This window comes from Ideonella aquatica (assembly GCF_018069755.1).
Taxonomy (GTDB): domain Bacteria; phylum Pseudomonadota; class Gammaproteobacteria; order Burkholderiales; family Burkholderiaceae_C; genus Ideonella; species Ideonella aquatica.
The window spans coordinates 75,669-98,832 of record NZ_JAGQDE010000015.1 but is presented as its reverse complement, the minus strand read 5'-3'; the positions used below and the strand labels follow the sequence as shown (position 1 = coordinate 98,832).

The window sequence follows — 23,164 nt, the reverse complement described above, 5'->3', positions numbered from 1 at the left end:
CGCTCAGAAGGTGTAGCCCACCGCCACCTTGGCGTCCTGCATCGGCTCGATCAGCGGCAGCAGGGGCTTGAGCGGCGCGTAGCGCATCGCCACCTTGGTGGCGTAGGCAAAAAAGCGCGGCAGGTCGGCGCTGTAGGCGGGCTTGCCGTCGCGGTGCTTCAGGCGGCAGAAGATGCCCAGCACCTTCAGGTGGCGCTGCAGGCCCATCCACTCGACCTGGCGCCAGTACTCGCCGAAGTCCTCGTTGACCGGCAGGCCGGCGCGGCGGGCGCGCTCCCAGTAGCGCACGGTCCAGTCGATCTCGCGCTCCTCGTCCCAGGAGATGAAGGCGTCGCGCAGCATCGAGGCCACGTCGTAGGTCACCGGGCCGCGCACCGCGTCCTGGAAGTCCAGGATGCCGGGGTTGGGCTCGCTGAGCATCAGGTTGCGCGGCATCCAGTCGCGGTGCACGGCCACCGTGGGCTGGGCCAGCGCGCTGGCCACCAGCGCATCGCACACCCGCGTCCACAGGCCCTGCTGGGCCTCGGTCCAGGTGATGCCGAACTCGCGCTGCACGCACCACTCTGGAAACAGCGCCAGCTCGCGGCGCAGCAGCGCGTCGTCGTAGGCCGGCAGGCCGGCGGGGTCGACCTGGGCCTGGAACTGCACCAGGGCCTTGAAGGCGTCGCGCATCAGGGTGTCGGCCTGGGCGGTGCTGGCCTCGCGCAGTGCGGCCAGGTAGGGCGTGCGGCCCAGGTCAGCCAGCAGCACAAAGCCCTGCGCCTCGTCGGCCGCCAGCACCGCCGGCGCGTGCAGGCCGGCGCGGGCAATGCGGCCGGCGATGTCGATGAAGGGGCGCACATCCTCCTGCGGCGGCGGCGCATCCATCACGATGCGCGAGCCGCCGTCCTGCGTGGACAGGCGGAAGTAGCGGCGAAAGCTGGCATCGGCCGAGGCCGGCGCCAGCGTGTCCAGGCGCAGGCCCTGCTGGGCGGCCAGCGGCGTGATCCAGGCCAGGAACGCGCTGTGTCGGGCCGCGTCGGGCCACTCGATCTGATCGGGGGAAACGGTCATGGGGTGGCTGGGGGAGATAATCGAATTTTACGTGGGCCGTGCCCGCCATCGTCCCGCCGTGCTCCGCCCACGCCCGTCCACCGCCGCCCTTCGCCTGCCCCGCGCGTGCCTGCCGAGGCTGGCGCCGGTCGCCGCCGCGGTGGCCCTGGGCCTGGGCGCGGCGCCGGTGGCGGCCATGCGGATCGACACCGCCGACACCATCACGCTGGAAGCCGACCGCATCGAGACCCAGCTCGACGACCTCAGTGTGGCCCGCGGCAGTGTCGACCTGCGCCAGGGCAGCCTGCGTCTGACCACCGACCTGCTGGAGTTCTCCACCCGCCAGCGCCGTGCCTGGGCGCGCGCGCCGGTGCGCATTGAGCAGCAGGGCAACCTGCTGGAGGGCCGCAGCGCCAGCGTGCAGATCGACAGCCGCGAGGGCCAGATCGATGCCGCGCGCTACCGCATCGCCCGCACCGGCGGCGGCGGCGCGGCGCGCCAGCTCAGCTTCGTGGGCACCGAGCGCCTGGCCGCCGAGCAGGCCAGCTACACCAGCTGCCGCGCCGATGACCCCGACACCGCCGACTGGGTGCTCAAGGCCGACAAGCTCTCGCTGGACTTCGAGCACAACGACGGCCGCGCCGAGGGCGCCTCGCTGCGCTTCCTGGGCGTGCCCATCCTGGCGCTGCCGGTGCTGAGCTTCCCGGCCACCGGCGAGCGCAAGTCGGGCTGGCTGCCGCCCACCATTTATCCGTTCGACAGCCGCAACGGCTTCGAGCTGGAAACGCCGTATTACTTCAACCTGGCCCCCGACCACGACCTGACGCTGACGCCCGGCCTGCTCACCCGCCGCGGCCTGTCGCTGACCGGCGAGTACCGCTACCTGTGGACGCAGGACGAGGGCCGGCTGAAGGCGCATTGGCTGCCCAACGACCGCACCACCGGGCGCAGCCGCGGCGGCGCCGACATCGACCTGCAGGGCGAGCGCGCCAGCGGCCTGCACTACCAGCTCGACCTGCAACACGCCAGCGACGACAACTACTGGAAGGACTTCTCGCGCGTCCTGCCCAGCCTGACCCCGCGGCTGCTGGCGCAAGACGTGCGCGCCACCCAGCCGCTCCAGTCCTGGCTGGGCGTGCCGCTGCAGGCCTATGCGCGGGTGCTGGGCTGGCGCACGCTGCAGGTGCTTGAGGCGCCCATCCTGCCGCCCTACCAGCGCCTGCCGCAGCTGGGCCTGATGGGCCAGGGCGAGACCCTGGGCGGGCTGAACTGGTCCACGCAGATGGAGGTCAACCACTTCCTGCTGCGCAACCGCGCCAGCGGCGACACCCGCACCGATGGCGAGCGCGCCCACCTGCTGGGCGCGCTGTGGTGGCCGCAGGACCTGGCCTGGGGCTGGTTCACGCCGCGCATGGCGATCAACGCCGCCAGCTACCGCACCGAGCAGGCGATGAGCGACGGCCGCACCCGCGCCCACCGCGCCATCCCCACGCTGAGCCTGGACGCCGGCCTGCGCTTTGAGCGCGCCACCGCGCTGTTTGGCCGCGCACTGCAGCAGACGCTGGAGCCGCGTCTGCACTATGTGCGCACGCCCTGGCGCAACCAGGACGCGCTGCCCAACTTCGACAGCTCGGTGAACGACTTCAACGAGGTCTCGATTTACCAGGACAACGGCTTCTCGGGCGTGGACTTCGTCACCGATGTCCACCAGGTCACGCTGGGCGCCGGCAGCCGCTGGTTTGACCCGGTGGGCGGCGGCGAGCTGCTGCGCCTGGGCCTGGCCCAGCGCTACCTGTTCAAGGACCAGCGCATCACCCCCGAGCGCCTGGGCGCCTCGGGCCTGAGCGCCGAGACCGGCGTGGCGGCTTCGCGCTTCTCTGACGTGCTGCTGTTCGGCTCCAGCACCGTGGTGCCGCAGTGGCGCTTCGACGTCAACCTGCAGTACAACACCGACCGCCAGCGCACCACCCGCTCGATCCTGGCGGCACGCTGGAACCCCGGCGACTTCAAGACCCTGTCGGCCACCTACCGCTTTGCGCGCGAGCTGTCCGAGCAGGTGGAACTCGGCTGGCAATGGCCGATCTACCAGCGTGAAGCCCCGCGTGCCGACGGCAGCGCCTGCGGCGGCACGCTCTACGGCGTGGGCCGCATCAATTTCAGCCGGCGCGATGCCCGCGTCACCGAAGGCCTGGCCGGCCTGGAGTACGACGCCGGCTGCTGGATCGGCCGTGTCGTCGCCGAGCGGGTGTCCACCGGCACCAGCGAGGCCACCACGCGGCTGATGGTGCAGCTCGAGCTGATCGGCCTGTCCCGCCTGGGCCCCAGCCCCCTCAAGGTCCTGAAGGACAATATCCCCGGCTACCGAATGCTGCGCGACGACGGCGCGGCCAGCACCACCTCCCCATGAGCAAGCACACCACCCTGCTGTCCTGCCTGACCCTGGGCCTGGCCCTGGCCTTCGGCGCCGCGCATGGCCAGAGCACCCGCACCCCTGCGCGCTCGGCCGACTACATCGTGGCGGTGGTCAACAACGAGCTGGTCACCCAGATCGAGGTGGACCAGCGCCTGCAGCGCCTGAAGGACGATCTGCGCCGCGCCAACACCGCCGCGCCGCCCGAGGACGAGCTGCGTCGCCAGGCCCTGCGCGACCTGATCGACGAGCGCGTCCAGGTGACCTGGGCGCGCGAAAGCGGCCTGAAGGCCGACGACCTCGAGGTGGACCGCGCGGTGGCCAACATCGCCTCGGCCAACAAGATGACGGTCGAGCAGTTCCGCGCCCGGCTGCGCGATGAGGGCATGGACTACCAGCGTCTGCGCGCCAACCTGCGCGACCAGCTGCTGGCCGAGCGCGCCCGCGAGCGCGAGGTGCCCGGCCGCATCAAGATCAGCGACAGCGAGGTCGAGAACTTCATCGAGGCCAAGCGCGGCCAGGCCGGCGCCACCCAGACCCTCAACATCGCCCAGATCCTGGTCAGCGTGCCCGATGGCGCTGCGGCCGACCTGGTCGCGCAGCGCCAGGCGCGCGCCGACGAGGCCCTGCGCCGCCTGCGCGCCGGTGAGTCGTTCGCCGCGGTGGCGCGCGAAATGTCCGACGACAGCGCCGGCCGTGAACGCGGCGGCGAGCTGGGCAGCCGCCCGGTCGATCGCCTGCCCGACCTGTTCGTCGAGGCCGTCAAGCCGCTGGCCGTGGGCGCGGTGGTGACGGCCCCGGTGCGCAGCGGCGCCGGCTTCCATGTGCTCAAGCTGCTCGAGCGCAGCGAGGCCATCGCCACCGCCACCCAGACGCGGGCCTCGCACATCCTGCTGCGCCCGGGCGCCAGCCTCAGCGCGGATGCCGCAGCGCGCCGGCTGGGCGAGCTGCGCGAGCAGATCGCCGCCGGCAAGCGCCGTTTCGACGAGGTGGCGCGCAGCGTCTCCGAGGACGGCAGCGCCGCCCAGGGCGGCGACCTGGGCTGGGCCAACCCGGGCGCTTTCGTGCCCGAGTTCGAGGAGGTCATGAACCGCCTGCCGGTGGGCAGCCTGTCCGAGCCCTTCCAGTCGCGCTTTGGCGTGCACCTGCTGCAGGTCACCGACCGCCGCCAGGTGCCGGTGGACATCCGCCAGCTGCGCGAGCAGGCCCGCAACGCGCTGCGCGAGCAGAAGTACGAGTCGGCCTACACCGAGTGGATCGACGAGCTGCGCGCCCGCGCCTACATCGAGATGCGCGAGCCGCCGCAGTGAAGCACCTGGCGCGCAAGCGCTTTGGCCAGCACTTCCTGACCGACAGCGCCATCATCGCCGGCATCGTGCGGGCGATTGATCCGCGGCCTGGCCAGGCCCTGGTCGAGATCGGCCCCGGCCTGGCGGCGCTGACGCAGCCGCTGGTCGAGCGCAGCGGCCACCTCACCGTGATTGAGCTCGACCGTGACCTGGCCGCCCGGCTGCGCCAGCGACCGGACCTGGACGTGGTCGAGTCCGACGTGCTGCAGGTCGACTGGCGCGCGCTGGCCGCCCGCCTGGGTGCACCGCGGCTGCGGGTGGTGGGCAACCTGCCCTACAACATCTCCTCGCCCATCCTGTTCCACCTGCTGCCGGTGGCCGACATCGTCGAGGACCAGCACTTCATGCTGCAGAAGGAAGTGGTCGACCGCATGGCCGCCGCGCCCGGCAGCAAGGCCTATGGGCGCCTGAGCGTGATGCTGCAGTGGCGCTACGACATCGAATCGCTGTTCGACGTGCCGCCCGAGAGCTTCGACCCGCCGCCGGCGGTGGACTCGGCCATCGTGCGCATGCTGCCCTGGCCGCAGCCGCCGGTGCTGGACGCCGCGCGGCTGGAGGAGATGGTGCAGGTGGCCTTCTCGCAGCGCCGCAAGCTGCTGCGCCACACGCTGGGCCGCTGGCTGGACGAACAGGGCTTCAGCGGCTCGTTCGACCTGCAGCGCCGCGCCGAGGAAGTGCCGGTGGCCGAGTACGTGGGGCTGGCGCAGGCGCTCTGATCACGCGACGTGCCGCAGGCCATCGACGATGTCGATGCGCGCCATGCGCCAGGTGGGCCAGGCGGCGGCCACCAGGCCCACCACCAGCGCGGCCAACGCCTGCAATGCCACGGTGGTGCCTGACACCTCGAACACCGGCAGGAAGCTGCTCAGGCCCTGGCCGATGCCGGCCACCATCGGAAAGGTCAGCGCGATCGCCAGGCCACCGCCCAGCGCCGCGATCAGCAGGCTCTCGCCCAGCAGCAGCCGCGCCACAAAGCCGGGCCCGAAGCCCAGCGCCTTGAGCGTGGCGTACTCCGACAGCCGCTCGCGCGCGGTCATCGCCATGGTGTTGGCCATCACCACCATGATGATCACCACCACGATCAGGCTGACCGCCTCGATCGCCGCCAGCAGCGCGTCGCTCATCGAGACGAAGCTCAGCTGGAAAGCGGCCTCGGTCTCGGTCAGGGTCTCGGCCAGCGAGTTGCGGAACTCGGCGTCGATCGCCTGCGAGACCACCGCCGCGTTCGCCGGCTGGTCGATGCCGACGATGAAGGCGCCGGTGTTGTCGCCGCGGCCGGGGAAGCGCTTCTTGATGCTCTCGTTGATCAGCGCGTAGTGAAACAGCATCTGGTTCTCGTCGGTGCGGGTCTGTGCGCCGTCGTAGATGCCGCGGATCGTGAAGCTCCAGGTGCCGGGGTAGATCGTGCCCTTGATCGGCACGGTGTCGCCCAGCTTCCAGCCGTACTTCTGCGCCAGCTTGCGGCCGACCACCGCGCCCTGGCGGTCTTTCAGAAAGGCCAGCCGCTCCTCGTCGCTCAGCAGGTACTCGGGGTACAGGCGCAGATAGGTGTCGGGCTCCACCGCGAACTGCGGGAAGAAGTTGCGCTCGTCGATGTAGATGCCGCCAAACCAGTTGGCCCAGGACACCGCGGTGACGCCCGGCACCGCCTTCATGCGCTGCGCATACGACAGCGGCAGCGCAAAGGTCAGCGACACCGCGTGGCGCGTCACCAGGCGCGTGCTGGAGCTGGCCTCCACGCCCGCGTACCAGGCGTCCACCAGCGTGCGCAGCAGGCCGAAGGCGCCGATCGCCACCACCAGGCCGACGATGGTCAGCGCGGTGCGCAGCCGGTGCCGAAAGGCGTTGCGCAGCAGCAGGCGGGTGAGGAACACGGCGGCGCCTGCTCAGTGGTCGGGCAGCTCGTCGACCAGCACGCCCTTTTCCAGGTGCACCAGGCGCTGCGCGCGCGCGGCGGCCTTGGGGTCGTGGGTGACCATGACGATGGTCTTGCCCAGGTCGCGCACCAGCGCGTCCATCAGGCGCAGCACCTCTTCGCCGGTGGCGCGGTCGAGGTCGCCGGTGGGCTCGTCGGCGACGATCAGCGAGGGGTCGGTGACCAGCGCGCGGGCGATCGCCACGCGCTGCTGCTGGCCGCCGGAGAGTTCATTGGGGTAGTGGTCGGCGCGGTCGCTCAGGCCCACCAGCGCCAGCACCTGGTCCACGCGTTCGGTGCGTTGACGGCCCGACAGGTCGGTCAGCAGCAGCGGCAGCTCGACGTTCTCGTGCGCGCTGAGCACCGGCAGCAGGTTGTAGAACTGAAAGATGAAGCCCACGTGCGCGGCGCGCCAGTCGGCCAGCTCGCCCTCGTCCAGCGTGGCGATGTCGACGCCGCCGATCTCGATCGTGCCGCTGCTGGGCTGGTCAATGCCGGCCAGCAGGTTCAGCAGCGTGCTCTTGCCCGAGCCGCTGGGGCCCATCAGCGCGATGAACTCGCCGCAGCGCACCTCCAGGTCGATGCCCTGCAGCACCGGGATCTGCTGGTCACCGCGCTGGTAGCTCTTGGCCAGCTGGCGCACCCGGATCAGCGGCGCCGCGGCGCCGGGCGTGCTCATCGGCCGGCACCCGAGGCGGCCACGCTGACCGCGGTGCCCGCCTGCAGCGAGGCGGCGGGCGACAGCACCACCCGGTCGCCGGCCTTCAGGCCATCGGCGCTGACCTCGACCAGCTCGCCCAGCGTGCGGCCGCGGCGCACCGGCACGGCTTCCAGCACGTCGCCGGCGCCCAGGCGCCAGAGCTGCGGCTGGCCGTCGCGCTCCACCAGCGCCTGTGGCGAGACGGCCAGCAGCGGCTTGAAATCGGCATCGGTGACGGCCTGGCTGAGGAAGCCCACCTTGGCGCTCATCTCGGGCAGGATGCGCGGGTCGAGCTTCTCGAAGCGCACCTTGGTCATCACCGTGGCCTTGGCGCGGTCCACCGTGGGCACGATGCGCGCCACATTGCCGCGGAAGCGCTCGCCGGGCAGGGCGTCCAGCGTGATCTCCACCGGCTGCTCCAGCTTGAGCTTGCCCACATTGGACTCGCTGACATCGGCCTCCACCTCCAGTGTGGCCATGTCGGCCAGCGTGACCACCGCGCCCGAGGTGCCGCTGGCGTTGGAGAAGGGCGTGATCAGGTCGCCCACGTTGGCGTTCTTCAGCAGCACCACGCCGTCGAACGGGGCGCGGATCTCAGTGGAATCACGGCCCACCTGCTGCACCCGCACCTGCGCCCGCGCCACGCCGATCGCGGCCTGCGCGGTGCCCAGCGCGGCCTGCGCCGCGGCGGTGCTGCTGCGGGCGGTGGCGGCGCGCGTTTCCGCGGCGTCCACCGCCTGCGGCGAGACGAACTGCTGCGCCGCCAGGCCGCGGGTGCGCTTGAGGTCTTCCTCGGCCTGGGCCTGCTGGGCGCGGGCCTGGGCCAGGCCGGCCTCGGCCTGCTTCAGCGCGGCCTCGGCCTGGCGCACGCCGGCCTCGGAGGCGGCCAGCGCGGCGCCCACGTCAGAGGCGTCCAGGCGGGCAATCAGCTCGCCGGCCTTGACCGTGCTGCCCTCGCGCACGCGCAGCTCCAACAGGCGCCCGGTGGCCTTGGACGACACCGCCGCGCGCCGCTGCGCCACCACATAGCCCGAGGCCGCCAGCTGCACATACTGCTGCGCGCCATGCGAGGCCTGCACCGTGCCCACCTGCACCGTGGGCCGGCGCGGCATCAGCAGCGCCGCGGCCACGCCCAGCAGCAGCACACCGCCGACGATCCAGGGCCAGCGCCTGCGGCGCCGCGAGCGGCCGGGGCCGTCACGCTGGATGCGCAGCGCGGAAAGTCCTGACGCGGCGGTGGCAGAGGAGGGGGCAGCGGAGGAAGCGGGCTCGACCATGGGGTGCGAGCATGCCATGAAACGGCCGCTGGTCCTGCCCGCGCCAGGCGATGGCCCGGGGTCGACGCTTGGCTGAAGCCCTGCTGAAGCCCGGCCAGACACCCCATGGGGTTTAAGCGGCGGCTCATCCAGGCGCCAAACAATGGGTCATGCCTTCACGGGAGACCCACCCCATGTTCAACACCCCAGTCTGGCGCGGCCTGGCGGCCGCGGCCCTGTGCGCCTTGCTCACCGCCTGTGGCGGCGGTGGCGGCGGCGACGGCGGCACCGACAGCGCCCAGGACAGCGGCCAAGGCACCAGCGGCGGCACCGCCACGCTGCTCAGCCAGCCCGCCAACACCACCGGACGCCTGCTGGCGTCCAACTGCTTCCAGTGCCACGGCACCGGCGGCCAGGGCGGCTTCGAGTCGCTTCGCGGCGAGGCCGACGAGGTGCAGAAGTACCGCAACCTGGCCAGCCGCCCGGCGCGCAGCGACATCATGGCCGCGCACGCCCAGGGCTACACCGACGCGCAGATCGCCGCCGTGATCCGCTACCTGCAGCAATGAACCCGGGAGACCGCATGAACTCGCCTCGAACCCTCGGCCGCCGCCAGTGGCTGGCCTTCGGCCTGGCCTCGCTGTGCGGCACGCTGCTCAGCGGCGCCGCCCGCTCCGACAGCGACGGCGGCAGCCGCAACGTGGTCTACCGCCTGGTGCCCAGCGGCCCCAGCGCACAGGTGGTGGTGGTGGGCGGCGGCATGGCCGGCACCACCGTCGCCAAGTACCTGCGGCTGTGGGGCGGCGCCAAGCTGCAGGTAACGCTGGTGGACCCGGACGGCAGCTACACCTCGAACATCCTCAGCAACGAGGTGCTCACCGGCGCCCGCACGCTGGCCAGCCTGGCCTACGGCCGCCAGGCCGTGGCCGACCGTTATGGCGTGCTGCTGCGCCAGGCGCGGGTGCAGTCGCTGGACACCACCGCGCGCCGGCTGACGCTGGACGATGGCAGCACGCTGGACTACGACCGCCTGGTCCTGGCCCCCGGTCTCGCCTTCGACGAGGCCTACGGCCTGAGCGCCGCCGACTATGAGCAGCGCACGCCGCACGCCTGGCGCGCCGGTCCCCAGACCGAGCGACTGCGCCAGCAGATCGCCGCGATGCCGGCCGGCGGCACCTTCGTGATGAGCATCCCCGCCGCGCCCTACCGCTGCCCGCCCGGCCCCTACGAGCGCGCCTGCCTGGTGGCCGATGCACTCAAGGCCCGCGGCCCCGGCGCCCGGGTGATCGTGCTGGACCACAACCCGGCCATCCAGGCCGAGGTCGAGACCTTCACCCGCGCCTTCAGCGTGGTGCACGGCGGCGTCATCGACTACCAGGCCGGCATCAGCGGTCTGCAGATCGATGCCGCCTCCCGCCAGGTGCAGTGGACCGACGCCCTGGGCGCGCCGCAGCGCGTGCAGGCCGACGTGGTCAACCCGATCCCGCCGCAGCGCGCCGCCGGCAGCGAAGCGGGCGGCTGGCTGGCCGCCGCCGGCCTGGCCAACGGCACCGGTGGCCGCTGGGCGGCGGTGGATGTGCTGAGCTACGAATCCACCGCGGTGGCCGGCGTGCACGTGATCGGCGACGCCGCCCAGTGCGGCCTGCCCAAGGCCGGCCACGTGGCCAACCAGGAGGCCAAGATCTGCGCCGACGCGGTGGTGCGCCTGCTCTCCGGCCAGCAGCCCGATGCGGCGCCGGTGGCCAACTCGGCCTGCTACTCGCCCATCACCGCCGGCACCGCGTCGTGGCTGACCGCGGTCTACCAGTACGACCCGGCCACCCGCAGCATGAAGCTGGCGGCCAACAACGGCAGCACCGTCGGCGCCAAGGCCACCGAGGCCGCCAGCATCAGCAGCGGCCACTACCGCCAGATGCAGACCTGGTTCAGCACGCTGATGGGCGACAGCTTCGCCTGAGGGGGCTGTGGCAGCATGGCGACCCCATGCTGATCCGTCCCGAATCCGCCGCCGACACTGACGCGATCCACGCCATCACCGAACACGCGTTTCGCGGCCATCCGTTCTCCGACGGCTCCGAGCCCCGGATCGTGCGCGGCCTGCGCGCGGCCGGGGCCTTGAGCGTGTCGCTGGTGGCCGAGGAGGACGGCGTGGTCGTCGGCCATGTGGCCGTGTCGCCGGTCAGCATCAGCGACGGCTCGCCAGGCTGGTTCGGCCTGGGGCCGATCTCGGTCCTGCCGGCCCGGCAGCGCCAGGGCGTCGGCTCGGCGTTGATGCATGCCGCGCTGGAGCGCCTGCGCTCACAAGGCGCCGCCGGTTGCGTGCTGCTGGGCGACCCCGCCTACTACGGCCGCTTCGGGTTCGCGGCGCGCCCCGGCCTGGTCTACCCCGGCCCACCCGTCGACCACTTCATGGCGCTGCCGCTGGGCGGGGCACTGCCGCAAGGCGTGGTCCGCTACCACGCGGCCTTCAGGTAGGCAGACCGCACGCCGCATCGGGTCTGCGCGACACCGACTCCACCGAATACGCCCCACCCCGTTGAATGCCGCCCAGCTGCGCGCGGTGGACATACGCTATTCAGATGATGCATTCCTGGGCGACATGCCTTTCACTGGCGTCTCCGACTCGTCGCGAGGTAAGGACCATGAATACCCGAAGCATGTGGCGAACTTGCAGCGCCGGCGCAACCTTGATTGCAGCTGTCTTCTGCCTGCCAGCGAACGCGCAGGTGTACGGCCCCGGACAGTTCTCGATGGACGGAGTGCCAGTCTCCTGCGGCGGTATGCCAACGGTGGTGACGGCCGGCATTCCCGACATGGCGATGAATGATGGCCAGGCCATCTTGCTCAATCCGATGTCCATGGGGGGGCTGCCGACTGTGCTCAAACTGTTCGTCTATGCGCACGAATGTGGGCACAGCATGGTCGGCCCGAATGAGGTCGCAGCGGACTGCTGGGCGATTCGAACGGGCCGGAACCAGGGGTGGTTCCCTCCGCAGGCTTTCCAGCTGTTGATGACCTTCTTCCAGGGTAACCCAGGCAGCTTCCGGCATCCTCCGGGCCCTGATCGAGTTCGAAACATGATGATTTGCTACCAGAGCTGAGCTTCACATGAGAAGTCGTGGCTTTCACCTGGCAGATCCACGTGACCGTCGCGGTTCGGAGTCCCTTCTGATTCTCATCAAGATGCTGGACGAGCGACTCGACGCGTTGGAAAGGCAAGATCGAGGGTCGATGCTGAAACGCCTGACGGAGAACGCTGGAGCGGTGGCCTTGGCCTTGGGACTGATCCTGACCTGCGCCTCACTGTATGACGTCTTCGTCAGGAAACCGGAGGCCGACCGCATCAGCACACTCGCCCAGTTCAATCAGGCAGTCAACTCTGCAGTCAAGACGCGACAGGAGTTGGTCCAGCAATCGCAAGCAGGCGATCCAACCACGCGAATGACTTTGGCCAGTCTTGCAACGCCACGAATTCTGAATGATCTTTCAACGGCCAAGGCGGTGCTTCCGGAACTGGACGACAAGGATGTTGGCGTTCCACAGCTACTGACGCTGATCTCCGAGTCCATGACCGCAGGTGATCTCGCAACCACTGGCTATTTCGTGCAGCGCGCCGTTCGGAAGACCGATGTATCGCCTCTCATGCAGTCAGAAGCCAGGCGATATGAGGGGAAATACCTGCATTCGATCGGGCAACATGAGGCGGGACGACAGGCGTATGAGCGTGCGATTGCATTGATCGGCGACGCACCCGCTGCTGCCGGCGCCAGGGCATACGCGTTAGCTGACATGTTGACGATGGACTTTGCCTATGGGAGCTGCCAGAAGGTCGACGACGACATTCAACACCTGCATACGTTGCTCAGGGCCCAGATGATCCCGGGTGATATGCGCATGCAGATCAGTGCCAGCGTTATCAGCTCCATTCAGCAGTTTCAGGGCAAGCTGTGTCCCATACCTACGAAGATCGGACTGATGCAACCTGGATGAGGCTATCCGGATGATTTAACTGCTTGATGGCCCAGCGGGCTGAACCTTGGTGCTACCGCCGCGCTGATACGCCCCTGCGCATCGCGCGTGAAGGTGCTGCGCGCCACGTGGTGCGGGTGCGCCAGGGCCTCTTCCAGCCCCAGCACCGGCGCGAAGCACACATCGGTGCCTTCGAGCAGCGCGCACCAGTGGGCGCGCGGCTGGCTGGCGAACAGGGCGGTGAAGCGGGCCTTCAGGGCGGGCCAGGTGGTGGTGTCGTACTGGGTGGCCGGGTCCACGTCGTCCAGACCCAGGGTCTTCAGCAGCAGCGCGTGGAAGGGCGGCTCCAGCGCGCCCAGCGTGATCACGCCGCCATCAGCGCAGGCGTAGGTGTCGTAGAAGGGCGAGTCGTGGAAGGGGCTGGGCGCGCCCGTGGCGATCTGGCCGCCGCCGTGGATCCAGTGCACCAGGCCGCCGAGCATGGCCACCACGTCGGTGATCGCCGCATCGACCACGCGGCCCTGGCCGCTGGCGCGCGCGGCCAGCACGCCGGCGGTGATGCCGAAGGCCAGGCCCAGCGCGCCGGCCGCATCGCCCAGTACCGTGGGCGGCACCTGCGGCAACTGGCCGGGGCGCGCGGCAAGGCCCATCAGGCCGCTCAGCGCCACGTAGTTAAGGTCGTGGCCGGCGGCAGCGGCCAGCGGGCCGCTCTGGCCCCAGCCGGTCATGCGGCCGTAGACCAGGCGCGGGTTCAGCGCGGCGCAATCCGCCGGGCCCAGGCCCAGGCGCTCCATCACGCCGGGGCGGTTGCCTTCGATCAGCGCGTCGGCGCGGGCGATCAGCTCACGCGCGCGGGCCAGGCCCTCGGGGGTTTTCAGGTTGACCGGCTCGATGCGCTTGCCTTCGCGCAGCGGGCTGGGGCCGGAGCCGCCCAGCTGGTCGGCCACGGCGGCGGGGCCGGGGCGCACCAGCGCGATCACGGAGGCGCCATGCTGGGCCAGCCAGCGGCCGGCCAGCGGGCCCGGGCCCAGGCTTTCGAATTCGACGATGGTCAGGCCCTGCAGGACCGGGGCGAGGGGAGTGTTCATCACAGCGTGCGGGCGATCAGGTCCTTCATGATCTCATTGGCGCCGCCGTAGATCTTCTGCACCCGCGCATCGGCAAACAGCCGCGCGATCGGCGTCTCGGCCATGTAGCCGTAGCCGCCGAAGAGCTGCAGGCAGCGGTCGGTGACCTGGCACTGCTGCTCGGTGGTCCACCACTTGGCCATGAAGGCGGCGCTGTCGTCCAGCGTGCCGTCCTCCAGGCGCTGGATGCAGTCGTTGACGAAGCTGCGCACCACATGCGCCTGCGTGGCCACCTCGGCCAGCGTGAAGCGCACCGTCTGCAGGTCCCACAGCGTGCCGCCGAAGGCCTGGCGCTGCTTCACATGGTCCAGCGTCAATGCCACCGCCAGATCGATCGCCGCGGCCGCGCCCACGGCCAGCAGCGTGCGCTCATAGGGCAGCTGGCTCATCAGCTGGGCAAAGCCCTGGCCTTCGACGCCGCCCAGCAGGTTGGCCGCCGGCACGCGCATGCTGTCAAAGAACAGCTCGCAGGTGTCGCTGGCGTGCATGCCGATCTTCTCGAGGATGCGCGCCTGAAAGCCCGGCAGGCCCTCGGTCTCGGCCACCAGCAGCGACACGCCCTTGGACCCTTCGCCCCCGGTGCGCACCACCAGCACCAGCAGGTTGGCGCTGTGGCCGTTGGTGATGAAGACCTTGCTGCCGTCGACCACGTAGTCGTCGCCGTCGCGCCGCGCGCGGGTGCGCACCGCCTTCAGGTCGGAGCCGGCGCCGGGCTCGGTCATCGCGATGCCGGCCAGCAGCTCGCCGCTGGCCAGGCGCGGCAGCCAGCGGGCCTGCTGCTCGGGCGTGCCGTAATCCAGGATGTAGTGCGCGGCGATGGTGTGCACGGCCACGGTGCCGCTGACCTCGGCGCGGGCCAGCTCGTCCGTCACCACCATCTGATAGGCCAGCGGGGCCCCGGCGCCACCCCATGCCTCAGGCAGCTCGGGCAGCAGAAAGCCCATCGCGCCAAAGCCGCGCCAGACCTCGCGCGGCACGCAGCCCTGGCGGCGCCAGTCGGCCACGTGGGGCGCGATCTCGGCGTCCACGTAGCGGCGCACGGCGTCGCGGAAGGCGGCGATGTCGGCGTCCATCCAGGCGTGCTGGTGCAGGCGCGGCATCATGCGGCGGCGCCTTCCACGGCTTCGTACAGCGTGACCACGCAGGCGCCGCCCAGGCCCAGGTTGTGCTGCAGCGCCAGCCGCGCGCCCGGTACCTGGCGCGCGCCGGCCTGGCCGCGCAGCTGCTGGACCAGCTCGGTGCATTGCGCCAGCCCGGTGGCGCCCAGCGGGTGGCCCTTGCTGAGCAGGCCGCCCGAGGGGTTGGTCACTACCCGGCCGCCATAGGTGTTGTCGCCATCGGCCACGAACTGCGCGGCGCCGCCCTCGGGGCACAGGCCCAGCGCCTCGTAGCTCAGCAGCTCGTTGTGGGCGAAGCAGTCATGCAGCTCGACCAGCTGCACGTCCTGCGGGCCGATGCCGGCCTGCTCAAACACCTGGCGCGCGGCAGCGCGGGCCATGCTGTAGCCCACCACCTCGCGCATGTCGCCGGCCTCGAACGTGGCGGGGCCATCGGTGGTCATCGCCTGGGCGCGGATGCGCACGTCGCGGCGCAGGCCGTGGCGGCGGGCGAAGTCGTCCGAGCAGACGATGGCGGCCGCGGCGCCGCAGGTGGGCGGGCAGGCCATCAGCCGCGTCATCACGCCGGGCCAGACCACCGGCGCGGCCATCACGTCCTCGGTGCTGAGCGGCTTGCGCAGCAGCGCCAGCGGGTTGTTGGCCGCATGCCGGCTGGCCTTGGCGCGGATGGCCGCAAAGGTCTCCAGCGGCGTGCCGTACTGGCGCATGTGGGCCAGGCCGGCGCCACCGAAGTAGCGCAGCGCCAGCGGGATCTCGGCGTGGCCGACCAGCGCCTCGGTGGCGGCATCGAAGCGGTCGAAGGGCGTGGGCCGGTCGTCAAACACTGCGCCCAGCGCGCCGGGCTTCATCTGCTCGAAACCCAGCGCCAGCACGCAATCGGCCGCGCCGTGCGCCACCGCCTGGCGCGCCAGCCACAGCGCGGTGGAGCCGGTCGAGCAGTTGTTGTTGACGTTGAGGATCGGAATGCCGCTCAAGCCCACCTCGTAGAGCGCGCGCTGGCCGGCGGTGGAGTCGCCATAGACATAGCCCACGTAGGCCTGCTGCACGTCGGCGTAGTCCAGGCCGGCGTCGGCCAGCGCCAGGCGCGTGGCCTCGGCGGCCATCTGCGGGTAGGGCGCGCTGGCGCCGGGCTTGGCAAAGGGGATCATGCCGACCCCGGCCACCAGAACATGCTGCTGCTGCATCGCTGTCTCCATGCCGCCTGCCCGCGGGGCAAGGGCTCAGCCCAGGTCGGCCTTCAGGTAGTGGGCGCCCGGGATCGGGTTGTAGTAGTAGGGCGGCACTTCCTCGAAGCCCAGGCTGGCGTAGAGCTCGCGCGCCGCTTCCATGTCGTCCAGCGTGTCGAGCAGCATGGCCGAGTAGCCGGCTTGCAGCGCGGTGTCCATCAGCGCCTGCGCCAACTGCCGGCCCAGGCCGAAGCGGCGGAAGGCGCGGCGCACGTACAGGCGCTTCATCTCGCAGGCGTTGGCGTAGTCCGAGTCGGTGAGCGGGCGGAAGGCGCCGCAGCCGGCCAGCTCGCCGTCCACCCAGGCCAGAAGCAGGCCGCCGGTGGGGGCGGCGTAGTCGCCGGGCAGCGCGGCCAGCTCGGCCTCGAAGCCCTGGAAGCACAGGTCCACGCCCAGCGCGCTGGCGTACTCGCGGAAGATGGTCCGCGTGGCCTCAAGCGCCTCGGGTGTGTCGGGGGTGAGCAGCTGGATCTGCGGGGTGTCCATCGCCTGCGCAAGGTGGCCGGGGAGCGGCAGTCTACCCAAGCTCGTCAGAACGACGCCGCCACCTCGCCCAGCGAAAACACCCAGCCCATCAGCGCCACGCAGGCCGCGAACAGCGCCAGCGCCAGCAGGCGTTGCCCCCAGCCGTCGGCGCTGGGCGGCGTGTCAGCGGGCAGGTCCTTGTCGCCATGCAGCATCGGCCGCACCAGGTTCTGGCCCTTTTTCTTCAGGTAGAAGACGATGGCGCTGATGTGCAGCACCACCAGCACGATCAGCAGCAGCTTGCCCAGCTCGGTGTGCCAGCCGGTGGCCAGGCTGGCCTGCGCGCTGCTGACAAATCGGTTGAGTGGGCCGGTGGTGGCGATCTCGTCGTCGGCCACCAGGCCGGTGGCCACCTGCAGCGCCAGCAGGCCCAGCAGCGCCAGCACGCTGAGCGCGCCCAGCGGGTTGTGGCCCACGTCCAGGTGTTCGTCGGGGCGGGCCTCGCCCTTGAGGTAGCGCAGGATGGTGCCCGGCATCTTCACGAAGCTGGCAAAGCGCGACCAGCGCCCGCCCACCAGGCCCCACAGCACGCGAAAGATCAGCAGCGCACCGACCACCATGCCCAGGCGCAGGTGCCACTCGATCAGGTTGCCGCCGATCTGGCCGGTGACGACCAGGCCGATCACGCACAGCACCAGGGACCAATGGAAGAGGCGGGTGGGCAGGTCCCAGACGCGGACGGTGGTGCGCACGGGGGTGGGGGAGTTCATCGCGGTGGCTTGTCAGCAGTGTCCTGCCGCGACCATACCGCGATCCGGCCCGGTCGGGGAATCCCCCGGGCCTTGGCCCCAGCACGGAATACTTCGGTGCGCTCGTGCGTACACTCGCCACGACCCGCATGCTGTGCGGTCCGTGCCTCTCTCACCCGACCATCTCACACCGGAGGATCTGCATGAAACGTCTTGCCCTGGCCCTGACCTGCGCCACCCTGTTCGCTGCGCTGCCGGCCCACGCCCAGTTCCAGAAGCCCGAGGACGCGATCAAGTACCGCAAGGGCGCCTTCACCGTGATGGCCAGCCACTTCGGCCGCATCGGTGCGATGGCCAGTGGCAAGGCGCCGTTCGACGCGGGCGCCGCCCAGGCCAATGCCGAGATCGTCAACACCCTGGCCCGCCTGCCCTTCACGGCCTTTGCTGAAGGCACCGGCAGCGGTGACACCCGCGCCAAGCCCGAAATCTGGACTGACGCCGCCAAGTTCAAGGACGGCAGCCAGGCCATGATCGACGCGGTGGGCAAGCTCAACGCCGCCGCCAAGACCGGCAACCTCGACCAGATCAAGGCTGCCTTCGGCGACGCCGGCAAGACCTGCAAGGCCTGCCACGACAACTTCCGCAAAGAGTGAACTGGGGCCCCCGGGCTGACGGGTACGTCAGCCCACCCCCCTGGGGGGTGCGCAGGCCGCTTCGGGCAAGACCGGACGTGCTGACGCCCTGAGGACGTCAGCTCGCCTGTCGCGCCGGGCGAGCTCCGCGAGCCCGTGGACGCGGCCGTGCGCTGGCCTGCGCTCAGCCCTGTTTGACCGAGCTCAGGCCTTGAGCTCGGTCGCGGCGATGGTGTAGCGGAAGGCGTCGGGCGCCAGGTCGTCGAAGCGGCCTTCGGCGTTCTCGCCCTGCGGGTACATGAAGAAGGGCAGCGTGCCCTGCTCGGCGCGGCCGGGCAGGTGCAGGTCATGGGCGGTGTTGTAGCCCACCCAGTTGCCTTCCCAGTTGCCGAACAGGCCGGCCATCACCGGCGCGGCCACGGCGTGCGCCGGGTCCTTGATCCACTCAGGCGTTTCCTGGCGCATCACCTTGAGCACGTCGGCCGGGTCCATCGCCACCCAGCCGTGGCCGGCCAGGAAGACCTCGGCGCGGCAGTGCTGCGCGCCCTTGAGCGACGCCGAGTTGGCGCCCAGCTCCTTGTAGCCGAAGGCCGAGGGCGCCACGCGCAAGCCATAGACATCGCGCGCTGGCACGCCGCTGGCGCGGCACAGGCCCACGAAGATCGCGTTCAGGTCGGCGCACTTGCCGCCCAGGTTGCCGCTCTCCAGCATGCTCTTGATGTCGCCGGTGCCGCAGCCGCGGGTCTTGGGCTCGCGGTGGGCGTGGGCCACCACCCACTGGTAGATGCCGCGCGCCTTCTCCAGGTCGGTGCGCGCGCCCTTCGTGGCGGCCTGCGCGGTGGTCTTGACGATGCCGTCGAGCGGCAGCAGTTCGGTGGCCGCGAGTGCGCTGCGCAGCACGGCCGGGTCTTCCTTCACCGCACTGCGGACCGACCAGTCGACCGTGCGGTTGCGCGTCTGCACGCGCGAGCTCACGCTGATGCGCGGCCGTTCCACCGACGGCGCGAACTCGGCGTACAGCATGCGCGTGCCACGCCCGGCATCGGCCACCAGGCGGGCCTGGCTGGCGTTGCCGCTCCAGCGGTGGCCGTCGGTCTGCTGCCAGGCAGTGTCCAGGTCGGGCAGCGGCAGCCACAGCCGGGTGGTGCCCTTGGACACCGGCACCTCGATGTCCAGCGTCAGGTCGAAGCGGCGCCAGTCGCCCGGCTGCGGGGCGAAGCGGCGCTCGGCGGTCTGCGCGCCGGCCAGGCAGGGCGTGGCGGCCGCGGCGGCCAGAAGGGTGCGGCGGGTGAGCAGGGTCATGACAGTCTCCTGAAGGGAAGAATCAGCGTTTGAGCAGCGCAACAAAGCGCTCGCGCGCGGCCGGCGCGGTCCAGTCGACCTCGCCGGTCCAGGTGCTCACCGGCCGGCCATCGCGACCGATCAGCACCGTGCTGGGGAACACCCGGGCCGCCCAGGCGCGGGCGGCGGCGCCATCGGCGTCGCGGGCGATCGGCAGGTCCACCGGCAGCAGGGCCAGGAAGCGGTCGATCGCCGCCGGGGTTTCGCGGAAATTGATCAGCCAGACGCGCAGGCCATCGGCCTCGTGGCGGGCGGCCAGCAGCTCCAGCGAGGGCATCTCGCTGCGGCAGGGCTCGCACCAGCTGGCCCAGAAGTTCAGCAGCACCGGCTGGCCGCGCAGCGCCGCGAGGTCCAGTGCCGGGCCGCCGTGGCCGGGCAGCTTCAGCGGTGCGGGCACCGGGCGGTGGGCGGCCCAGGGCTGGGGCAGCGGGTCGTCGGTGGCGCGCGCCAGTGCCGGCAGCGCGCAGCCCAGCGCCGCCAGGCAATCGCGGCGGCTGAGCTGGCGGGGGTTGGGCAGCGGCATCGGGCCGCGAGCATAGCCGCAGTCGGGCGACAGACTGTCGCACCGGGTCTTGCGCTGCTGCGGGTCAGAGCGTGCCCTTGATCTCCGGGTCGCGGGTGGGGACCAGGCCCAGCACCTGATCGCCGCGGTGACGCACAAACAGCAGGATCACCCCCCGCGTGCTGCCCGGCGCCACCGGCATCACCACGCGGGGCCGACCGCCCAGCTCGCTGGCCAGGAAGGTGTTGGGCAGGCCCTTGGACGAGGACAGCGTCTTGGCCACAGCGGCGAACAGCGTGGCCTCGTGGTCGTAGCGCCCCTCGCCCAGCACGCCGTCGGGCACATCCCGGGCGCGCGGCTGCTCCAGGCAGACGAAGTCCGAGCCATAGGCGCTGGCCAGGTCCTGCGGTGCCACCGGCTGCCATTTCTGCGCCTGCACGTGGAAGTAGGCGCAGCGCTGCATCACCGCGTCGTCCGGCGTGACCAGCGGGACCACGCTGTAGGTGATGGTGCGGAACGAGCCGTCGGGGGTGTCGCTGTGCTGCGGGTGGGTCATGGCATCTCCAGGTCAGGGGGGCGGGGGAAAACGCTGGGCTTGGTAGCCGCCGGCCTGCAGGCGCTGCAGGTCGGCCTCGGCGATGGGGCGGCCCTGGGCGCAGGCCTGGGCCTGCAGCCAGGCCTGCAGCACCAGGCCGGCCTGACCGCTCTCGACCGCCGGCTGCAGGCGCGGGGTGATGGCGCTGCAGGTCGCGACGCTGCGGTCGGCGCGCAGTCGGCGCCACTGCACCTGGGCCAGGGTGTCGGTCCATTGCCACTTCAGCGGCTGGCGCGCCAGCAAGGGCGCCAGCTGCGACTCGGCCTGGTCGAGCAGGCGCTGGGCCTCGGCGCTGTCGCGCTGCTCCAGCGCACTGTCGGCCTGCAGCAGCGCGCGCCGTGCGTGCAGGGCCTGGACCAGGGGCTCGTCCGCAGCCAGCGCGGGCCAGTCCGCCAGCAGGGCCTGGCGGGCAGCGCGGGTGCTGGCATCGGGCGGCGCCTGCAGCAACTGCTGGGTGTCGCCCCACAGGGCCTCCAGGCGCCAGCGCGCGGCGCTGGGCGACGCGGCCAGCACCTGCTGCGACCAGCGGCGCGCCTCGGTGGCGCTGCGGCGGGCTTCGTCATGGCGGCCCAGGTCGGCCAGGCGGGCGGCGCGGGCCTGCTCCACCCGCGCCAGGTCGGCCAGCCACGCGGCCTGGCCGGTCTGCCGGCGCTGCAGCGCGTCCAGCAGCGCGCGAGCCTCGTCCAGGCGCGCCAGACTGTCGCGCTCCTGGCCCTGCACATGCAGCACGTCGGCCAGCTGCAGCAGGCCGTTGGCCACGGCCACGGTGGCGGCGGCGTCGGTGGGGGCCTTGGCCAGGCGCTGGCGCTTGTCGGCCAGCACGGCTTCAAAGGACTGCCGGGCCGCAGCCCACTGGCCGCGCTGCAGCTGCACCGCCGCCAGGCTGGCGTGGGCGTAGGCCAGCTCCTGCGCGGCGGTGGTCGACGCGGGCTGTTGCGCCAGCCAGCGCTGGGACAGCGCACGGTAGCGCTCCAGCTGCGCCGCTGCGGGCACCAGCTCACCCTGGTCGAAGGCGATCTGGCCACGCCAGAAATGCACCGCGCCCAGCGTGGCGAACCAGTCGTCGGCGGGCACACCGGCCACGCCGTCGAGCGGCCGCAGCACCTCTTCGGCGGCCTGCAGCGCGGCCTGGGCGGTGGCGGTCTGGCCGCGGCCGCGGCTGCTGTCGACCTCGCCCAGCACCAGCAGCGCCTGCGCGCGGTGCAGGCGATCGAGCGGGGCCTCAGCGGCGCCGGGTTGCTCGGCCAGCACGGCCAGGCTGCGCTCGCCCAGACCGGCCAGGATGTCCAGCCGGCCCAGTGGGCGCAGGCGGTCAGCCAGCTCGCCCAGCATGTAGCTGCTGAGCTGCTGGCTTTGCGCCTCACGGGCGCGGGCCACCGCGGCGGCCCGCTCGGCGCGCTGCCACTGCCACAGGCTCAGGCCCAGGCCCAGCGCCAGCGACAGGCCGACCGCTGCGATGCTGCCCGCCAGCAGCGCATGGCGGCGCAGCCACAGGCCGCTGCGGTGGCGCCAGTGGCCGCGGCGTGCGCTGACCGGGCGGTGCGCGGCCCAGTGGTTCAGGTCGTCGATCAGCGAGCGCACGCCGGTGTAGCGCTCGGCGGGGTCCTTGCGCAGCGCCTTGTCGATCACCGCGGCCAGGTCGCCATCGGCCCGCCAGGCATCGGGTGCGGCGCCCGGGCCTTCGGGGTCGGCGGTCACGCCGCCCAGGCGGTGCGGCGGGTCTTCCAGCACCGCCATTTCCATCATCGGGCGCGGCTGGCGGCGCTGGCTGAAGGGCAGGGCGCCGGTGACCAGCTCGAACAGGATCACGCCCAGCGAGAAGACGTCTGCCGCCACCCCCACCGGCAGGCCGATGATCTGCTCGGGCGCGGCGTAGCCCACGGTCAGGCCGCGGCCGGTGCTGCGTGTGAGCTCGCCCGGCTCGGCGGGGTCGTCCAGCAGGGCGGCGATGCCGAAGTCCAGCAGCTTGGGCTGGCCGTCGTCGGTGATCATCACGTTGCCGGGCTTGAGGTCGCGGTGCACGATCAGCTGCGCATGGGCGGCCTCCACCGCCTCGGCAATGCGCAGCAGCAGGGCCACGCGCTCAGCCAGCGGCGGGCGGTGCTGGCGCACCAACTCGCTGAGCGTGCGGCCAGGCACCAGCTCCAGCACCAGGTAGACCTGGCCCTGGGCCTCGCCGGCATCCAGCAGCCGGGCGATGGCTGGGTGGTTCAGGCGCGCCAGCGCGGTGCGTTCACGCGCGAAGCGGGCGCTCAGGCCAGGGCTGCTGCGGTCGCTGCGCAGCAGCTTGATCGCCGCCGCGCCCTGGTACAGGCCGTCCACCCGGGTGGCGCGCCAGACCTGGCCCATGCCGCCTTCGCCGATCTTCTCGTCCAGCCGCCAGGGACCCAATGTGGCGCCGGCTTGGGTCAGCGTCGCCAGCTCGGGCGGCGTCGCTGGCTCGGACAGCGCGGGCGCCAGCCACTGCTGGAAAGCCGCGGCGGGGGTCGAATCGGGCTCGGTGCGCAGGCCCTCGATGAGGCTGCGCAGCGCATCGGCCAGCCCCGGCTCGCGCGCGCAGACAGCGTTCAGCCAGGCGGTGCGCTGGTCCTCGGACAGGTCCAAGGCCTCATCAAGCAGGGCCGACAGGCGCTGCCAGTGGGGGGGATCGATCATCGACGCGCAATGCCGGAGAAGGCCATGGCCAGAGGACGTACCAGAAGACAGACGACATTCGCCGCGTCCGAGCGACAGCCCGCGCAGCATAGCCGCCCACCCGCCGACCAGCCGTCAGGGGCT

At 71.5% G+C, this 23,164-nt stretch carries 22 protein-coding genes; 9 read left to right on the top strand and 13 right to left on the bottom strand.

Annotated elements, in window-relative coordinates; genetic code table 11:
• Positions 1-3 precede the first annotated feature (3 nt).
• Positions 4-1,053, bottom strand: a complete 1,050-nt coding sequence (locus KAK06_RS16615; RefSeq protein WP_210803254.1) for an aminoglycoside phosphotransferase family protein — start codon at positions 1,051-1,053, stop codon at positions 4-6.
• A gap of 58 nt (positions 1,054-1,111) precedes the next feature.
• Here KAK06_RS16615 and KAK06_RS16610 point away from each other — a divergent pair, with 58 nt between their 5' ends.
• From KAK06_RS16610 to rsmA, 3 genes are read left to right on the top strand one after another with little or no spacing between them, the layout of a single operon-like run.
• On the top strand, positions 1,112-3,439 hold the full coding sequence (locus KAK06_RS16610; RefSeq protein WP_210803253.1) for an LPS-assembly protein LptD: 2,328 nt from the start codon (positions 1,112-1,114) through the stop codon (positions 3,437-3,439).
• The gene (locus KAK06_RS16605; protein ID WP_210803252.1) at positions 3,436-4,752 is read left to right on the top strand and encodes a peptidylprolyl isomerase; all 1,317 of its coding nucleotides are present in this window, start codon (positions 3,436-3,438) and stop codon (positions 4,750-4,752) included. Before KAK06_RS16610 ends, KAK06_RS16605 begins: the two co-directional genes overlap by 4 nt.
• Complete coding sequence (gene rsmA / locus KAK06_RS16600; protein ID WP_210803251.1) at positions 4,749-5,507, top strand: 16S rRNA (adenine(1518)-N(6)/adenine(1519)-N(6))-dimethyltransferase RsmA; 759 nt, start codon at positions 4,749-4,751, stop codon at positions 5,505-5,507. Before KAK06_RS16605 ends, rsmA begins: the two co-directional genes overlap by 4 nt.
• On the opposite strand, the gene KAK06_RS16595 is transcribed toward rsmA, so the two are convergent.
• The 3 genes from KAK06_RS16595 to KAK06_RS16585 are packed head-to-tail and all read right to left on the bottom strand — an operon-like array spanning position 5,508 to position 8,683.
• Positions 5,508-6,665: an ABC transporter permease gene (locus KAK06_RS16595; protein ID WP_210803250.1), complete on the bottom strand. Its 1,158-nt coding sequence runs from the start codon at positions 6,663-6,665 to the stop codon at positions 5,508-5,510.
• Positions 6,666-6,677: 12 nt separating this feature from the next.
• The gene (locus tag KAK06_RS16590; protein WP_210803249.1) at positions 6,678-7,385 is read right to left on the bottom strand and encodes an ABC transporter ATP-binding protein; all 708 of its coding nucleotides are present in this window, start codon (positions 7,383-7,385) and stop codon (positions 6,678-6,680) included.
• Positions 7,382-8,683 carry an efflux RND transporter periplasmic adaptor subunit gene (locus tag KAK06_RS16585; RefSeq protein ID WP_210803248.1) on the bottom strand — a complete coding sequence of 434 codons (1,302 nt, stop codon included), beginning with the start codon at positions 8,681-8,683 and terminating at the stop codon, positions 7,382-7,384. Before KAK06_RS16585 ends, KAK06_RS16590 begins: the two co-directional genes overlap by 4 nt.
• A gap of 173 nt (positions 8,684-8,856) precedes the next feature.
• Here KAK06_RS16585 and KAK06_RS16580 point away from each other — a divergent pair, with 173 nt between their 5' ends.
• From KAK06_RS16580 to KAK06_RS16560, 5 genes are all read left to right on the top strand, one after another.
• Entirely contained in the window at positions 8,857-9,231 is a 375-nt protein-coding gene (locus KAK06_RS16580; protein WP_210803247.1) for a c-type cytochrome, read from the top strand.
• A 14-nt stretch (positions 9,232-9,245) separates the two neighbouring features.
• A complete protein-coding gene (locus tag KAK06_RS16575) occupies positions 9,246-10,619 on the top strand; it encodes an FAD-dependent oxidoreductase (RefSeq protein ID WP_210803246.1) in 1,374 nt (457 codons plus the stop codon).
• 26 nt (positions 10,620-10,645) lie between these two features.
• Positions 10,646-11,137, top strand: coding sequence for a GNAT family N-acetyltransferase (locus KAK06_RS16570; RefSeq protein WP_210803245.1), 492 nt, complete (start codon positions 10,646-10,648; stop codon positions 11,135-11,137).
• A 167-nt stretch (positions 11,138-11,304) separates the two neighbouring features.
• Entirely contained in the window at positions 11,305-11,763 is a 459-nt protein-coding gene (locus KAK06_RS16565) for a hypothetical protein (RefSeq protein ID WP_210803244.1), read from the top strand.
• A gap of 7 nt (positions 11,764-11,770) precedes the next feature.
• Complete coding sequence (locus tag KAK06_RS16560) at positions 11,771-12,652, top strand: hypothetical protein (RefSeq protein WP_210803243.1); 882 nt, start codon at positions 11,771-11,773, stop codon at positions 12,650-12,652.
• Between the two features lie 2 nt (positions 12,653-12,654).
• Here the strand turns inward: KAK06_RS16560 and KAK06_RS16555 are convergent, their stop codons facing one another.
• The 5 genes from KAK06_RS16555 to KAK06_RS16535 are packed head-to-tail and all read right to left on the bottom strand — an operon-like array spanning position 12,655 to position 17,337.
• A complete protein-coding gene (locus KAK06_RS16555; RefSeq protein ID WP_210803242.1) occupies positions 12,655-13,719 on the bottom strand; it encodes a CaiB/BaiF CoA transferase family protein in 1,065 nt (354 codons plus the stop codon).
• Entirely contained in the window at positions 13,719-14,861 is a 1,143-nt protein-coding gene (locus KAK06_RS16550; protein ID WP_210803241.1) for an acyl-CoA dehydrogenase family protein, read from the bottom strand. Before KAK06_RS16550 ends, KAK06_RS16555 begins: the two co-directional genes overlap by 1 nt.
• Positions 14,858-16,060: a lipid-transfer protein gene (locus KAK06_RS16545; protein WP_210803240.1), complete on the bottom strand. Its 1,203-nt coding sequence runs from the start codon at positions 16,058-16,060 to the stop codon at positions 14,858-14,860. Before KAK06_RS16545 ends, KAK06_RS16550 begins: the two co-directional genes overlap by 4 nt.
• A gap of 36 nt (positions 16,061-16,096) precedes the next feature.
• On the bottom strand, positions 16,097-16,588 hold the full coding sequence (locus tag KAK06_RS16540) for a GNAT family N-acetyltransferase (protein WP_210803239.1): 492 nt from the start codon (positions 16,586-16,588) through the stop codon (positions 16,097-16,099).
• Between the two features lie 44 nt (positions 16,589-16,632).
• Complete coding sequence (locus tag KAK06_RS16535; RefSeq protein WP_210803238.1) at positions 16,633-17,337, bottom strand: cytochrome b/b6 domain-containing protein; 705 nt, start codon at positions 17,335-17,337, stop codon at positions 16,633-16,635.
• A 182-nt stretch (positions 17,338-17,519) separates the two neighbouring features.
• Here KAK06_RS16535 and KAK06_RS16530 point away from each other — a divergent pair, with 182 nt between their 5' ends.
• Positions 17,520-17,969, top strand: a complete 450-nt coding sequence (locus KAK06_RS16530; RefSeq protein ID WP_210803237.1) for a c-type cytochrome — start codon at positions 17,520-17,522, stop codon at positions 17,967-17,969.
• Between the two features lie 183 nt (positions 17,970-18,152).
• Here the strand turns inward: KAK06_RS16530 and KAK06_RS16525 are convergent, their stop codons facing one another.
• The 4 genes from KAK06_RS16525 to KAK06_RS16510 all read right to left on the bottom strand — a co-directional run bounded on the left by KAK06_RS16525 (position 18,153) and on the right by KAK06_RS16510 (position 23,041).
• Positions 18,153-19,250, bottom strand: coding sequence for a transglutaminase-like domain-containing protein (locus tag KAK06_RS16525; RefSeq protein WP_210803236.1), 1,098 nt, complete (start codon positions 19,248-19,250; stop codon positions 18,153-18,155).
• 22 nt (positions 19,251-19,272) lie between these two features.
• Positions 19,273-19,812, bottom strand: a complete 540-nt coding sequence (locus KAK06_RS16520; protein WP_210803235.1) for a TlpA family protein disulfide reductase — start codon at positions 19,810-19,812, stop codon at positions 19,273-19,275.
• A gap of 64 nt (positions 19,813-19,876) precedes the next feature.
• Positions 19,877-20,347, bottom strand: a complete 471-nt coding sequence (locus tag KAK06_RS16515) for a hypothetical protein (RefSeq protein ID WP_210803234.1) — start codon at positions 20,345-20,347, stop codon at positions 19,877-19,879.
• A 12-nt stretch (positions 20,348-20,359) separates the two neighbouring features.
• A complete protein-coding gene (locus KAK06_RS16510; protein ID WP_210803233.1) occupies positions 20,360-23,041 on the bottom strand; it encodes a serine/threonine-protein kinase in 2,682 nt (893 codons plus the stop codon).
• Between the last annotated feature and the right edge of the window lie 123 nt (positions 23,042-23,164).